This is a genomic window from Brevundimonas sp., assembly GCF_041911375.1.
In the GTDB taxonomy this organism is placed as follows: domain Bacteria; phylum Pseudomonadota; class Alphaproteobacteria; order Caulobacterales; family Caulobacteraceae; genus Brevundimonas.
The window spans coordinates 23,390-38,318 of sequence record NZ_JAYRPA010000065.1; the positions used below are offsets into that span (position 1 = coordinate 23,390).

The following is a 14,929-nucleotide window of genomic DNA, read 5'->3' on the forward strand; positions in this document are numbered from 1 at the left end:
ACGGGTCCGGCCGCGCGCGGCGGCGTGTCTACTACGGTTAGAGACCCGTCTGTTGAGCAGGTCTGAGCGGTTACGGCCCAGCTCGTCGGGAGCGGCGGCTGGATCTTTTGATTTTCAAGAGAATGACGATCGATCCGGCGCGAGCGCGCCGAATACGCAAATCACGTCGTCCGTCCGAAACGAACGCTGGCATCCCCCCAAGCTAAGTGACGTTCGTGTTATTCCGAACTTGCCCGGGCTTTACGGCCAACGGGGGAAAATCCGCCAGTAGCATTGTGTTACAAAAACGGTCGGACCGAACTCGGGTATGGTTTCCCATCACGCAACGGTGGCTTCGGCCAGCGGGCCGGCTGTTTCGAGAATGAGAACGCGCGGAAATTGATGTCATCCCCTGCCGAAGCGTCGCACTCCCCAGCCCCGATTCCCGAAGTGTCTGTCGCCACGTCCCGACAGTTCGCCGACACCATCCTGGCGGCCGCGCGGCCTGTCGTCTTCCGCGGCCTGGTCCGCGACTGGCCCCTGACGAAGGCGGGGCTCGCGTCGCCGACGGCGCTCGCGGCCTACCTGAAGCAGATGGACGCGGGCGCGCCGGTCAGCGCCATGACCGGGCCGGCCAACATCGGCGGCGCCTTCGCCTACAACGGCGATCTCAGCGGCTTCAACTTCCGGCGGGTGTCGCTGCGGCTGTCGGACGCGCTGGATCTGCTTTTGGACTATGCGAGCCGGGAGCAGGCTCCCTCGCTGGCCGTGCAGTCCGTGCCGGTGCGCGCCCATCTTTCAGGCTTCGAGCGCGAGAACCGGATGCCGCTGCTGGATAATGCGGTCGAGCCGCGCATCTGGGTCGGCAACGCCGCCGTCACGCTCGCCCACCATGACCCGTCCGAGAATATCGCCTGCTGCGTGGCGGGGCGGCGTCGATTCACCCTATTTCCGCCCGAGCAACTGCCCAATCTCTACATGGGCCCGCTGGAAAGCACGCCCGCCGGCCCCGCCATCAGCATGGTGGACGTCGACGCGCCGGACCTGGCGCGCTTCCCGCGGTTCGCCGAGGCGATGAAAGCTGCGCTTTGCGCCGAACTGGAGCCGGGCGACGCCCTCTACATCCCCTATCTTTGGTGGCACCACGTGCGGGCGATGGACCCCGTCAGCATGCTGGTGAACTACTGGTGGACGCCGCCGGACGAGGGCAGGGGCCGCCCGATCGACGCCCTGATGCACGCCATGGTCTCCGTGCGCGACCTGCCGCCCGCGCACCGGGCCGCCTGGCGCGTGATGTTCGACCACTATGTCTTCGAGAACGACGGTCCCGTCGCCGAGCACCTGCCGCCGGAAAGACGGGGCGTGGCGGGGCGGCTGGACGCCCGCATCATCCGCGCCATTCGATCCGCCCTGTCGCGGTCGCTGTCCAGGCCATGAGGCTGTGGGCCCTTGCGGCGACTGTGGGTCTGCTGGCGGCGCCGACCGCGACGGCCCAGGCGCCCACCGCCCGCTCGGTGGCGGGCGCGCCGCCCGAACTGACGGCGGGGCGCGGCGCGTCTGTCCCCTTCGTCGAGCATGAGGCCGAAGACGGTCTGACGGACGGCGAGATCATCGGCCCCGACCGGCGTTTCGGCAGCCTGCCGGCCGAGGCCTCAGGCCGCCGCGCGGTGCGGCTGACGCCAGGTCGATCAGCAGGGTTCGTGCTCGACGCGCCGGCCGACGCGTTCACGGTGCGCTACGCCGTGCCCGACGCCGCCGATTGCCGCGCGGGCGACGCCCGTCTGGCGGTCCGCGTCGACGGCCGACCCGCCGGGACGCTGGCGCTGACGCCCTGCTTCAGCTGGTACTACGGGGAGTATCCCTTCACCCACGAGGTGGACGGGCCGGGCGCCCATCACGCCTTTGACCATGCGCGTCAGCGCCTTGAACGGATCGCGCCCGCCGGGGCCCGGGTGGAGCTGACGCTGGAGGAGGGCGGCGCCCCCTGGGCCGTCATCGATGTCGCCGACTTCGAACGCATGGGCGCCGAGCCCGCACCGCCGCCGGACGCCCTGTCCGTCCTCGATTTCGGCGCCGACCCGACCGGCGCCCAGCCTTCGCTGGACGCGATCCAGGCGGCGATCGACGCGGGCCGACGCAGCCGCCGGCCGGTATGGCTGGCCCCCGGCGAATATCGCGTGGACGGCCATCTGATCGTGGACCGGGTCGAATTGGTCGGCGCGGGACCGTGGCGTTCGGTGCTGCGGGGCGACGGCGTCGGCGTCTACGGCCGACATGCGCGCGACGGCGGGAGTCGTTCGGTGACGCTGAGGGACTTCGCCGTCATCGGCGAGGTGACCCGTCGCGAGGATCACGTTCAGACCAATGGCGTCGGCGGTGCGCTGAGCGACTCCCTGGTCGAGAACCTGTTCATCCAGCACACCAAGGTGGGCGTGTGGCTGGACGGTCCGATGGACCGGATCACGTTGCGGCGGCTGGTGATCCTGGACCAGGCGGCGGACGGGCTGAACCTGCATGGCGGCGTCACCAACGCCCTGGTCGAGGACGTTTTCGTCCGCAACGTCGGCGACGACGGCCTGGCCATGTGGTCCCATCCCACGCCGAACGCCGGCGTGATCTTCCGCCGCAACACGGTGATCGCGCCCGTGCTCGCCAACGGCATTGCGGTGTACGGCGGCCGGGACATCGGCGTGTTCGACAATGTGGTGGCCGACACCCTCACGCGCGGCGGCGGCGTCCATCTGGGCGCGCGCTTCGACGCCACGCCCTTCGAGGGCGAGATCACCCTGAGGGGCAACACCCTGCTGCGCGGCGGATCGATCGATCCGGTCTGGAAGTTCGGGGTCGGGGCGGTGTGGCTCTACGCCCTGGACCGCCCCATCGACCAAGCCGTCATCCGCCTGTCGGACACGACCGTGATCGACAGCACGGACGCCGCCCTTCAGGTGCTGGGCCCGCAGTCGATCGCGGGCGTCTCCGTCGAAGGGCTGACGGTGCGGGGCGCCGCTTCGGTGATCCAGATTCGGGCGCCCGGCGAGGCCGTGCTTCGTAACGTGACGGCCGAGGATCTGAGCGGGCCCGCGATCGACGATCACGCGCCCGCCTTCACCCTGATCGACGGCGGGGGCGCGCGCGGCTGGCGGCCGCAGGCGCGCCCCGGGCACAAGCCCTAGTCCAGCGCCTTGAAGCGGATCGCCTGGCCGCCGCCGGGCGCGAGGTTCAGATCCAGCACGTCGGCGGCCGTGACCGCACGCCGCGTCGTCTCGAAGGCGTAGGGGTTGGTGCGGTAGTCGGCGCCGGGGCCGTCGCGATAGATCTGGGCCTCGTAGCGTTTGGCGGGATCCAGGAAGTCCAGCTTCACCGAAACCTTGCGGGCCTCTTCGTCGCCCACCGCGCCCAGGAACCAGTCGGCCCCGCCGCGCTGCTGACGCGCCACGACGGCATAGTCGCCGATGCGCGACTCCAGCGTCCGGGACGTCTCCCAGTCCGTCGGCACGTCCAGGATGAACTGGAAGGCGTCAGGATGCTTGGCGTAGTTTTCGGGCAGGTCTGCCGCCATCTGCACCGGGCTGTACAGCACGACGTAGAGCGCCAGCTGGGTCGCCAGGGTCGATTGCACCCGCTCGTTGACCTCGGTCTTGCCGAACGTCAGGTCGAAGACGCCCGGGGTGTAGTCCATCGGACCGGCCAGCATGCGCGTGAAGGGCAGGATGGTGACGTGCTCGGGCGGATTGGTCGGGCGGCCCCAGGCGTTGAACTCCTGCCCGCGGGCGCCCTCGCGCGAGATCATGTTGGGATAGGTGCGGCGCAGGCCGGTGTCCTTCACCGGTTCATGGGCGTTGATGGCGACCCGGTGGGCCGCGGCGTCCAGAGCCGCCTTCAGCTCGTGATCGACGCGGTACTGCCCGGCGAACCACTCCAGCTGCGGCGAACCGTCGGGATTGGTTCCGCGAACGATGGTGCCGCTGGGCTTCACATAGCCGGTCTTGACGACGTGGACGCCCACGCTCTCGTACAGGGCGAAGCCGGCGTCCATCTGGGCTGCGTAGTTCTCGACCGCGCCGCCGGTCTCGTGGTGACCGATGATGTTGGTGCCCTTCGACTGGGCGTAGGCGGCCAGCGCCGGCAGGTCGAAGTCGGGATAGGCTTCGGTGAAGCTGAACTGGTCGCCGTTGGCCACCCAGTCGCCGTCCCAGCCCCGGTTCCACCCCTCCACCAGCACGCCGTTGAAGCCATGCTCGGCGGCGAAGTCGATGTAGCGGCGGACATTGGCGTTTTCCGCCCCATGGGTCGGCCCCGATCCCCAGGTTGACTTGTTCAGGTGCATCTCCCACCAGACGCCCACGTATTTTCCGGGCTGGAACCAGGACACGTCGCCCAGCTTGTTCGGTTCGTTCAGGTTCAGCTCCAGGCGCGAGTCGGCCAGCGCCGCCGGCGTGTCTCCGACCAGGACGGTGCGCCAGGGCGTCGCGAACGGTCCGGTCCGACGCACCAGCACGCCGTCCGACCAGGGCATGAGGTCGGCCTTGAAGGCGTTCTCGCCCGTGCGGCGCAGGTTCATGCTGGAATAGCCCGTCAGGGCCGCCTCGTGGACCGACAGATACAGGCCGTCGCCTTCCAGCGTGAACGGCGTCTCGGCCAGGGTGACGGCGTTCAGGGCGCTGCGGTGATACAGATATTCGTCCCGCTCCCGCTCGCGCGCCTGATACCACCAGGCGTCGAAGTCGCCGACGAAGTTGACTGCGTCGCCTCGTCGGTGATGGCGACGGCCTGGCCCGGCGCCAGGGCGTTAAGGTCGTAGCGGAAGCCGAAACCGTCATCGAAGACCCGCACCACGACGTCGTAGGGAGCAGCACCGTCGCCGCCGGCCAGGGACACCCGCATCTCGTTGTGGTGATCACGGATCAGCCGCTGCTCGCCCCACGGCTGCTCCCAGGTCTGGTCCGCGGCGCTGCGCTCGACCTCCGCGATGCGGTCGCCCGCAGCCAGGGCGACGCCCTGCAAGGTCAGGCCCAAGGACGAACGGCCGATCAGGGCGCGTCCCGAGCGGGACACCTCGTAGCCGGCGCCGTCCGGCGTGGCCTGGACGCAGAAGGTCAGGGCGCCGGACGGCGAGGAGACGCATTCGCGATCACTCGCCCATGCGGGCGCCGCCAGGGTCAGGACGAAGGCCGAGGCCATGACGGCGGACCAGGTTTTCATGAAATGCGCTCCTCCAGCGGTCTTTGAGCCCGGAGTTCGGGATCGCCAGCTTGGCGCCATCGGATTTTCCAAGCGCTCCAGTGTCAAGGCGCGATCCTTCGCCGTTACAACTCGTGTCCATTCAGAACGCCGGGCCGGGCGAGCCATGCGACGTCCCGGAGCCCTGCATATTGAAGAAGCCCGCAGCAGAATTCTGGGCTAGAAGCCGCGCCCCATGCGACGCGGATATCCGTCATGACCTCCTCTCCCGCGACCACGATCGGCATCGACTTCGGCACGACCAACACCGTCGTCGCCGTGACAGGCCCGGACGGCGAGGTCGCGGTCCTGCGTGTCGGCGCGCCGGACGGGGACGTGGCCGCCTTTCGCTCGGCGCTCAGTTTCCAGCTTCATGCAGGCGCGGACGGACGGACGCCCGAGCGGGTCGTGCAGGCCGGTCCATGGGCCATCGAGGCCTATGCCGAGGATCCGCTGGAGACGCGCTTCATCCAGTCCTTCAAGACTTTCGCCGCCAGCGCCGCCTTCACCGAGACGGTGATCGACAATCGCCGCTACAAGTTTGAGGATCTTCTGTCGGCCTTCCTCCTCAGGCTCCGCCATCACGCCGGGCCCGCGATGGAGACCCTGCCGCCGCGCGTCATCGTCGGCCGTCCGGTGACGTTCGCCGGGGGTTCGCCCGACGCCGCTCTTGCGCTTGATCGCTATGAAGCCGCCTTCGCCCGACTGGGCTTCAGCGACATCCGCTACGCCTATGAGCCGGTGGGCGCGGCGTTCTTCTTCGCCCGGACGCTGAAGTCGTCCGCGACGGTGCTGGTCGCGGACTTCGGCGGGGGCACGAGCGACTTTTCCATCGTTCGCTTCGAGCCTTCGCCCGAGGGCCTGAGGTCGAGCGCGTTGGCCCGGTCCGGCGTGGGCGTGGCGGGGGACGCCTTCGACTACCGCATCATCGACCAGGTGGTGTCGCCGCAGCTGGGCAAGGGCGGCGACTATCGGACGTTCGACAAGGTCCTGCCCATACCCCAGCGCTACTACGCCGCCTTCGCCCGCTGGGATCAACTGGCCCTGCTGCGAACCTCGCGCGACATGCGCGACATCCGGGCGCTGGCGAAGACCGCGCTGGAGCCGGCGAAGATCGACCGATTGATCGAGGTTCTGGACGACAACCACGGCCACGCCCTCTACCAGGCCGTCTCCCGGCTGAAGTTCGACCTGTCGCATAGCGAGGCTGCGACCTTCGCCTTCGCGGCCGGTTCAATCCACATCGAGCGGCAGGTCCTGCGGTCCGAGTTCGAGGCCTGGATCGCGCCGGAGCTCGCCGCCATCGAAGCCGCCGTGGATGAGGCGATCCGCCAGTCGGGCTTGGGACCGGACCAGATCGACCGCGTCTTCCTGACCGGCGGGACCTCCTTCGTCCCTGCAGTGCGTGAGATATTCCATCGTCGTTTCGGTCCGGACCGTATCGAAACCGGCGGCGAGTTCGAGTCCATCGCCTCAGGCCTGGCCCTGATCGGACGTGAGGCGGATCTCGACTTGTGGAGCGAGCGCCGGCCGTCTGGCCGCGCGGCCAAGCCTGACTGAGGACGGCGACGCAGGCGCGCTCGGGCGGTCGCAGCCGTCTGAACTTCCAGGCGCACAGCGGAGGAGCGCTGGCGCCGTGAGCGGCATGGACGCGGTGGGAGCCTCCCGCTAACGTTGCGCCATGCCGCTGCAGACTCCTCAGGACCGTCCGCTGTCTCGCCTCCTGACCGAACGGGAGCGCGAGGTGATGGCCTACGTCGCCGCGCATCATCGCAGCAAGACCATCGCGCGTCTGACGGGCAAAACGCCGAAGACCGTCGACGCCCAGGTGGCCAGCGCCTGCCGCAAGCTGGGCGTGAGTTCTCGGGTCGAGGCGGTGCGGCTGCTGCTGGATGAAGGTCTGCTGGCGCCCATGGGGGAAAATTCCCATAGGGCGCCGTCGCCAATGGCCCTGGCCGCCGATCATGCCCCACCTTTGCCTGGTCATTCAGGGGAAGCGCATGAGCGACTCGATACAGATCAGACGCGAAGCCTCGCTGGACGAGGCGCTGCCGCCGATGAGTTTCCGGGATTTCCAGGAGGCTCTGGAGCTGGTGGCGTCGGGGCGCGAACACAAGCGCATGGTTCCGTTTCTGGTTTCGGCCTTGCAGCAGCAGGCGCCGTTCCTGAACGGGCCGATGCTGATGTTCGAAATCCTGTGCTCGGCGGCGTGTCTCGCCGACCTGCCCAGGAAGCCGCTTCACAGCTAGGGCTCACGGGGTCTCCGGCAGGTCGCCTGCTGATCGCCTTCGGCATCAGTCTGGCGCTGGCCGTCGCCGTTCCCGCCGCGCTCGGCGGGGCGGTGGCCCTTCAGAAGATGGTCGAGACGCTTCAGACGCGTCCCTGAACCGACACACACCGAAACAGAACCGCCGGGGGCGGGGGAGCACCACTATGTCCGACAGGGACATCGCGGCCGCACGCGTGGCCGACATCATCAACGAAGCCGAACGCGCCATGGACGCGGCGATGTCGCGGGCGTCGCAACTCCTGACCGAGCTGCCGGCCTTGCAGGGCCAGGCCGGGCTGAACGGCGCTTGGGCACAGCCGGCGGTGGCGTCGGTGTGCGCCGCGCTGAACGACATGACGGGCGCCCGCGCCTCGCTGATCTCGGCTCACAAGAGCCTGTCGGTCGTGCAGCGCAAGCTGGGTGTGACGGTGGCCGAGGGCACGTCGAACGACAAGCCTGATGAGCCGATCCGACCCTCAGCGGATCTCGCCGACACGGTCGTGCGGTTGCGCGCCTGAGTTTGAGGCGGCGGGGATCGTCGCGATGGTGTATCGCCTGTGGCGATGCTGAGCGCGCTCGACGATCTCCACCAGATCCTGGGTTATATGGCGACGGCGCTGGCTGTTGTCCTGGCCCTGGCGTTGGGGCGCGGTCCTGAACGGACCTGCGCCCTGATCGTCGTGGGCGAGACCTTTGTCGATATCGCGGTGTTGAGCCAGATCGATCCGTCGGTCCGCTGGTGGGTCGTTCAGATCAAGGCCGGCCTCGTGCTGGCGGCCTACGCCGCGGCGGTATGGCGCTGGCCCGACCGATGGCTGATCCTGATGTTGGCGCTGCAGGGCTGCGCGCTGCTGCTGCACCTGTCCAGCTGGCTCGACGCCACTCTGCTGGTGCGCTCCAACGCCCTGCTGCGCAACAGCATAGGCTGGCTGATGATGATCCTGCTGGCGTCCGCCGCGATCGGCAAGGCGATCCGACGGCACGACGCCCGCCGGCGGCAAGCGGACGCCTGCTGAGCCGTCTTCGGGCCTTCGATCAGCGCGCCCGGAACAGAGCCATGCGGCTGACCGGCTTGCCCCCGAACTCGAAACTCCAGTTCGACCTCGGCGAGGGCGGCGCTCATCTGCACGTCCGGCTTGGTGTCGGCCACGGCAATCTCCTCGACATGCGGGCCTGATGGACGAGCCACGAGATCGCCTGCCGGTCGCTAATTCAGTCGCGTCCAGTCCAGCGGATGGACCCGATCCCGGCCGAGTGCGGCGGCCATGGGCGGCGCGGCGAATAGGCCTGCGATCGCGGGGTCGCGCACGTTCAGTCCGCCGGTGAAGGCGCCGAACGCCGGCAGGATCATGCGAGATCCGTCGGTGACGAAGCAGGCGCGTCGCACGCCCCGCCCATAGGCCGCCACCCGGGCGCAGGGGTGCAGATGGCCTGCGACCTCTCCGTGACGATCGTCCTCGGCCGACCTCGCCGCGGGCTCGTGCGTCATCCGCAGGCGTCCCAGCGCCAGATCGCCGACGATCCGCCCGGGCAGGCGGGCGACCGTCTCGGCGTCCAGGGCCAGGGCCTGCCGGTCGTGATTGCCTTCCAGCCACAACCAGTCGCGGCCGGCCGACAGGTCGTTCAGCCGGGCCCGGTCCTCGGTCGCCATGCGCGGGATGGCCTTGGTGTCGTGGAAGCTGTCGCCCAGCAGGACGACCGTCGCGGGATCCAGCGCCTGGATCTCGGCCTCCAGCCGATCCAGCGTCGCGCGGCTGTCATACGGCGGCAGCATCTGGCCCCGCATGGCGAAGGCCGAGCCCTTCTCCAGGTGCAGGTCGGCAGCCACCAGCGCGCCGTGCGCGGGCAGCCAAAGGGCGCCCGAGCAACGCAGCACGCAGGTTTCGCCCGCGACCGCGACGCGCAGCGATCCGCAGGGCTTGCGTCCGAGGCTCTGTCGAAGCGCGGCGTTCATGCGGCCCCCGCCGTGATCGGGGGGGCCGCCTCGTCCATCACCTCGGCGATCAGGGCTTCGGCGCTTTCGTCCAGGATCATCTCGGCGGCGTCGCCGCCGACCCGCTCGCGGCCGATCTGGACCAGGACGGGCACGCAGAAGGGCGAGGGGCGGGTCAGGGGCTGATGGCGGATGCGGCCCTCGATCCGCGCGAGCATCTGGCCCAGCCGCGCCACGTCCAGCAGACCCGAGGCGGCGTCGGCGCGGGCGGTCTTCAGCAGCAGGTGGTCGGGCTGGTGGCGGCGGAGCACGTCGTAGATCAGGTCGGTGGAGAAGGTCACCTGCCGGCCGGTCTTCTCGGCGCCGGGCTGGCGGCGCTCGATCAAGCCGGAGATCAGGGCGCAATTGCGGAACGACCGCTTCATCATGAAGCTTTCCTCCAGCCACGCCTCCAGGTCGTCGCCCAGCATGTCGGGCTGGAACAGGGCGTCCAGGTCGATCCCCTCCATGGGCTTGATCGACCAGATCGCCAGCGAATAGTCGGTGACGACGAAACCCAGCGGTCCCACGCCCAGCCGGTCCAGCCGCCGGGTCAGCAGCATGCACAGAGTGGTGTGCGCCAGTCGCCCCTCGAAGGGATAGGCGACCATGAAATGCCGGCTGCCGCGTGGGAAGGTCTCGACCAGCATCGACTCCGCGTCGGGAATGACCGACCGCGTCTCCTGAAGCTCCAGCCACTCCTGCACGTCGGGCGGCAGGACGCGCCAGTGATCCCGGTCCTGCACCATGTCGCGCACCCGGTCGGCCAGCGATGTCGACAGCGGAAACTTGGACCCGCCCCAGGATGGGATCTTCGGCTCGCTGTCATTGGCGTGGGTGACCAAGGCGTCGGTCCCGGTGATGCCCTGGAAGGCCCAGACTTGGCCGGCGAACAGGAAGGTGTCGCCGGGCGTCAGCTGTTCGAAATACCACTCCTCGGCCTCGCCCACCTTTCGACCGGCGACCCAGGCGCGCGTCCCTCCGCCGCCCCGACGGCCCGCCACGCGGACGTTCAGCGTACCGGCCGAGACGATGGCGCCGACGTTCATCCGGTGCCGTTGCGCGACGTGTTGGTTGCGCACCTTCCACTTGCCGTTCTGTGTACGGACGATACGCGCGAACCGGTCATAGGTGCGAAGGGCGTATCCGCCGGTGGCGACGAAATCGACGACCTCCTCGAACTGTTCGTAGCTCAGCTCGCGATAGGGGCCGCAGCCGATCACCTCGGCATGCAGCGCCTCCATCGTGAAGGGTTCGGAACAGGCCACCCCCATGACGTGCTGGGCCAGGGTGTCCAGGGTGCCGATGTGGACGGGCTCCCAGTCGAAGGCGTTGTCGGCGACTGCTTCTCGCGCCGCCTGGCATTCCAGCATCTCGAACCGGCTGGCCGGGACCAGCAGGGCGCGCGAAGGTTCATCCAGCCGGTGGTTGGCCCGGCCGATCCGCTGGACCAGGCGGCTGGATCCCTTGGGCGCCGCCATCTGGATAACCAGGTCCACGTCGCCCCAGTCGATGCCCAGGTCCAGGGTCGATGTGCAGACGACGGCCCTGAGGTCGCCGCGCGCCATCGCCGCCTCGACCTTGCGCCTTTGCTCCGCCGCCAGCGAGCCGTGATGCAGGCCGATCGGCAGGTTGTCGTCGTTGACCGCCCACAACTGCTGGAAGACGAACTCCGACTGCCAGCGCGTGTTGACGAAGATCAGCGCCAGCCGGGCCTGCTGGATGGCGGCGTAGACCTCGGGGATGGCGTGCTGGCCGGTGTGGCCCGCCCACGGCACCTTGCCCTCGGAGATCAGCACGTCGATGAGGGCCGGCGCGCCCGGATCGCCCTTGACCAGGCGCACCGGATCCTCGCCGCCCGGAAGAGAACCGGAGCGCGGCGCCAGCCACTCCCGGATCAGATCGGGGTCCTCGATGGTCGCGCTCAGGCCCACCCGCCGCATGCCTGGCGAGAAGCTCTGCAGTCGTCCCAGCCCCAAGGACAGCAGGTCGCCCCGCTTGCCGCTCCAGATCGCGTGGACCTCATCCAGCACCACGCATTTCAGGTCGGCGAAGTAGGCGCGCGCGCCCTCCCAGGCGCAGAACAGGGCCAGCTGTTCAGGCGTCGTCAGCAGGATGTCGGGCGGGAAGTCGCGCTGACGCTGGCGCTTGGACTGTTTGGTGTCGCCGGTGCGCGTCTCGACGTGGATGTTCAGCCCGATCTCGCGGATGGGCGTCATCAGATTGCGTTCGACGTCGGTGGTCAGAGCCTTCAGCGGCGACAGATAAAGGGTGTGGACCCCCGATCCCGGCCCGCTCTGGGGCTTCGGCCCACGCTCCGCCAGATCGATCAGGCTGGGCAGAAATCCCGCCAGCGTCTTGCCGCCGCCGGTCGGGGCGACCAGCAGGGCGTGAGCGCCGTCCTGTCCCGCCGCGATCATCTCCAACTGGTGGCGCCGGGGGGACCAGCCCCGTCCGGCGAACCAGTCGGCGAACAGCGGAGGAAGCGTTGCGGGAGCGGCGGCGGTCGTCACGAGGCGGATATAGCATGTTCCCGTTCCGTTTCAGCCCCGAGGTCGCTATCTATCGCGCGTGTCCGACGAATCCGTCATCGCAGAAGCCCGGACGACCGGCGCCGAACCGTGGCTCGGCCTGCCGCCGGCGCTTGCGACACCGCCGGGCGCGGGCGCGGTTTGCGACGACGCGGGTGCGCGCAAGATCGGGCGCGGCGCGGCGGAGGGGTTCTTCTCCGGCGGCGCGGTCCTGGTCGCCCACGCCTCGCTGACCGCGCGGCGGCTGGGCCTGACGCCGCCGCCCCGGTCGCCGGACCTGATGGACGTGCTGGAGCTTTACGCCTTCGTTCGGCCGGCACGGTTTTGCGCCCCCTCGCCGACGGGCCTGGCCCTGTCGCTGGGTCTGGCCGAGCCGAAGTCGCCCGAAGAACAGGCGGCATCGCTGCGCGACTCGGCGGGCCTGCTGCTGCGCGAGCTGGCGTCGCCGGCTTATCCCGAGCGCGAGGCGGCCTATGTCCTGGCCCTGACGATGCAGCGCGCCGGCTGGGCCTGGGGCGCGCGCGTGGTGCAGGCGCTGGAGGCGGGCGGCGTGCGCGCACGCCAGCATCGCGGGTCGGGCCTGGACGTCTGGTCGCGCCTGACGGAGTGGGAGGACGAGGCGCCGCGCGGCGAGGCGGGCTCGGCCCCGGTCGACAGCGAGAGCGCGCGCATCCGGCTGGAGAAGCTGCTTCAGGCCTCGGGCCTGGACGAGACGCGCCCGACCCAGTCCGACTACGCCGCCGAAGCCGCCTTCGCCTTCTCGCCGAGGAATGAGGAGGGGCGGCCGCGCGTGCTGCTGGCCGAGGCGGGGACGGGCACGGGCAAGACCCTGGGCTATCTGGCGCCGGCCTCCCTCTGGGCCGAGCGGAACCAGGGCGCGGCCTGGATCTCGACCTACACCCGCGCGCTTCAGCGCCAGATCGACCGCGAGAGCCATTCGCTGTGGCCCGATCCGGCCGAGCGCAGGAAGAAGGCGGTGATCCGCAAGGGACGCGAGAACTATCTCTGCGTCCTGAACCTGCAGGACATGGTGCAGGCGGCGCAGCTGGGGAACGGCGACCTGATCGGTCTGGCCCTGGCCGGGCGCTGGGCTTTGCATACGCGCGACGGCGACATGACGGGCGGCGACTTTCCGGGATGGCTGCCTGGCCTGTTCGCCATGCCCGCGGCCCATGCGGCGGGGGCGGGCAATCTGGTCGACCGGCGCGGCGAATGCGTCCACGCCGCCTGCCCGCACTATCGCGCCTGCTTCGTCGAAAAGACCATTCGCGCCAGCCGCAGGGCCGACATCGTTGTGGCCAATCACGCCCTGGTCCTCACCCAGGCCGCCTTCGACGGCGCGCGGTCGGCGCGTGGGCAGCAGCAGGACGGAGAGACGGCGGCGCTGAAGCGCATCGTCTTCGACGAAGGGCACCATCTCTTCGACGCGGCCGACAGCGCCTTTTCCGCCTGCCTTTCGGGTCAGGAGGCCGCGGAGCTGCGCCGTTGGATCCGAGGCCCCGAAGGCAAGGGCCGGCGCGGCCGAGGGCTGGAACAGCGGCTGGGCGACCTGGTCGGCGACAACGAGGCGGCGCTGAAGGCGTTGCAGGACGCCATCCGCGCCTCCGCGGCGCTGCCGGGCGAGGGCGTGTCGGGCCGCGTCGCCCCGGCGTCGGGCGAGATCAATCCCATCGGCCCGATCGAGGCCTTCCTGGCCGCGGCGCTGGAACAGCTTCGCGCCCGCACGGCCGAGGCGCCCTATGGCGGCGCCGAGTTCGGCATGGAATGTGCGCTGAAGCCCGTCACCGATCCGGTCGCCGAATCGGCGCGGGCGGCGGCCCAGGCCCTGGCCGCCATCGAGGCGCCGTTGCTGGCCCTGGCGCGGCACCTGGAGGACATCCTGGACGATGAGGCGGCGGAGCTGGATGGATCGCAGCGGTCGCGCATCGAGGGCGCCCTGCGCGGCCTGGACCGCCGTGCGCGCATGACGCTGCCGGGCTGGCGCTCCATGCTGGCGGCGCTGGAGGACGGCGGCGATCAGCCCGATCCGGACTTCGTCGATTGGCTGTCGGCGGAGACCGCCTTCGGACGAATTCACGACGTGGCTCTGCGTCGCCACTGGATCGATCCGACCGTGCCCCTGGAGGCGGCCGTGATCGTGCCGGCGCACGGGGTGCTGGTCACCTCGGCCACCCTGTCCGATCCGCTTCAGCAAGACCCGTTCGACCTGGCGCGTCTACGCACCGGCTCGGCCCGGCTGATCGAACCGCCCCGCACGCTGAAGGTCGAAAGCCCGTTCGACTACGCCGCCAACAGCCGGGTCATCGTCGTCAACGACCTGGTCAAGGATGATCCGCGCCAGACGGCGGCGGCGATGCGCGAACTGTTCCTGGCGGCCGGGGGCGGGGGGCTGGGCCTGTTCACCGCCATTCGTCGGCTGAAGGCGGTCTATGAGCGGCTGGGGCCGGACCTGGCGAAGTCGGGGATTCCCCTCTACGCCCAGCACGTCGATCCGCTGGAGGTCGGCGCCCTGGTCGACATGTTCCGTGTCGAGGAGAACGCCTGTCTGCTGGGCACCGACGCTGTTCGGGACGGGGTCGACGTGCCTGGCCGGTCCCTGCGCGTCCTGGCCTTCGATCGTGTGCCGTGGCCGCGACCGGACCTGCTGCACAAGGCGCGGCGTGAACGGCTGGGCGGAAAAGGCTATGACGACGCCCTGGCGCGCGCCCGCATCGCCCAGGCCTTCGGCCGCCTTATCCGGCGCGGCGACGACAAGGGGGTGTTCCTGATGTTGGACGCCGCCACGCCCACGCGCCTGTTTGCCAGCCTGCCCCCCGGAACCGAGGTCCAACGCATGGGCCTGGCCGACGCGGTCGAACTGGTGCGGGATTTCCTGGGCTAAGGGTCGCCGCCCGAAGGCGATGGCCCGCCCGGCCGCCGGCTGAACATGACCGGCGGGACGGCGTTTCGATGCCGGGC

The 14,929-nt window shown here is 69.7% G+C and carries 10 protein-coding genes and 1 pseudogene; 7 read left to right on the forward strand and 4 right to left on the reverse strand.

The genetic code is table 11. From position 1 onward, the window contains the following. Positions 1–429 precede the first annotated feature (429 nt). Both ACE3PU_RS11205 and ACE3PU_RS11210 read left to right on the forward strand, forming a co-directional pair. Positions 430–1,416, forward strand: coding sequence for a cupin-like domain-containing protein (locus ACE3PU_RS11205; protein WP_374389742.1), 987 nt, complete (start codon positions 430–432; stop codon positions 1,414–1,416). Next, complete coding sequence (locus ACE3PU_RS11210) at positions 1,413–3,152, forward strand: glycosyl hydrolase family 28-related protein (protein ID WP_374389744.1); 1,740 nt, start codon at positions 1,413–1,415, stop codon at positions 3,150–3,152. The genes ACE3PU_RS11205 and ACE3PU_RS11210 overlap by 4 nt, the downstream gene beginning before the upstream one ends. On the opposite strand, the gene ACE3PU_RS11215 is transcribed toward ACE3PU_RS11210, so the two are convergent. Beyond that, positions 3,149–4,306 carry a glycoside hydrolase family 97 catalytic domain-containing protein gene (locus ACE3PU_RS11215; RefSeq protein WP_374389798.1) on the reverse strand — a complete coding sequence of 386 codons (1,158 nt, stop codon included), beginning with the start codon at positions 4,304–4,306 and terminating at the stop codon, positions 3,149–3,151. The genes ACE3PU_RS11210 and ACE3PU_RS11215 overlap by 4 nt on opposite strands. 120 nt (positions 4,307–4,426) lie before the next feature. Next, positions 4,427–5,328, reverse strand: a pseudogene (locus ACE3PU_RS11220) (glycoside hydrolase family 97 N-terminal domain-containing protein); the annotation flags it as partial. A gap of 87 nt (positions 5,329–5,415) precedes the next feature. On the opposite strand from ACE3PU_RS11220, the gene ACE3PU_RS11225 reads away from it, so the two are divergent. From ACE3PU_RS11225 to ACE3PU_RS11240, 4 genes are all read left to right on the forward strand, one after another. After that, positions 5,416–6,759, forward strand: a complete 1,344-nt coding sequence (locus ACE3PU_RS11225; protein WP_374389746.1) for an Hsp70 family protein — start codon at positions 5,416–5,418, stop codon at positions 6,757–6,759. Positions 6,760–6,880: 121 nt separating this feature from the next. Then, entirely contained in the window at positions 6,881–7,585 is a 705-nt protein-coding gene (locus ACE3PU_RS11230; RefSeq protein ID WP_374389748.1) for a response regulator transcription factor, read from the forward strand. Positions 7,586–7,632: 47 nt separating this feature from the next. Further along, positions 7,633–7,986, forward strand: coding sequence for a hypothetical protein (locus ACE3PU_RS11235; RefSeq protein WP_374389750.1), 354 nt, complete (start codon positions 7,633–7,635; stop codon positions 7,984–7,986). 39 nt (positions 7,987–8,025) lie between these two features. Continuing rightward, positions 8,026–8,484, forward strand: coding sequence for a hypothetical protein (locus ACE3PU_RS11240; RefSeq protein WP_374389752.1), 459 nt, complete (start codon positions 8,026–8,028; stop codon positions 8,482–8,484). 191 nt (positions 8,485–8,675) lie between these two features. Here the strand turns inward: ACE3PU_RS11240 and pdeM are convergent, their stop codons facing one another. Continuing rightward, positions 8,676–9,422, reverse strand: coding sequence for a ligase-associated DNA damage response endonuclease PdeM (gene pdeM, locus ACE3PU_RS11245; protein ID WP_374389754.1), 747 nt, complete (start codon positions 9,420–9,422; stop codon positions 8,676–8,678). Further along, positions 9,419–11,953: a ligase-associated DNA damage response DEXH box helicase gene (locus ACE3PU_RS11250; RefSeq protein ID WP_374389756.1), complete on the reverse strand. Its 2,535-nt coding sequence runs from the start codon at positions 11,951–11,953 to the stop codon at positions 9,419–9,421. Before ACE3PU_RS11250 ends, pdeM begins: the two co-directional genes overlap by 4 nt. A 58-nt stretch (positions 11,954–12,011) precedes the next feature. Here ACE3PU_RS11250 and ACE3PU_RS11255 point away from each other — a divergent pair, with 58 nt between their 5' ends. Then, the gene (locus ACE3PU_RS11255) at positions 12,012–14,852 is read left to right on the forward strand and encodes an ATP-dependent DNA helicase (protein WP_374389758.1); all 2,841 of its coding nucleotides are present in this window, start codon (positions 12,012–12,014) and stop codon (positions 14,850–14,852) included. Positions 14,853–14,929 lie beyond the last annotated feature (77 nt).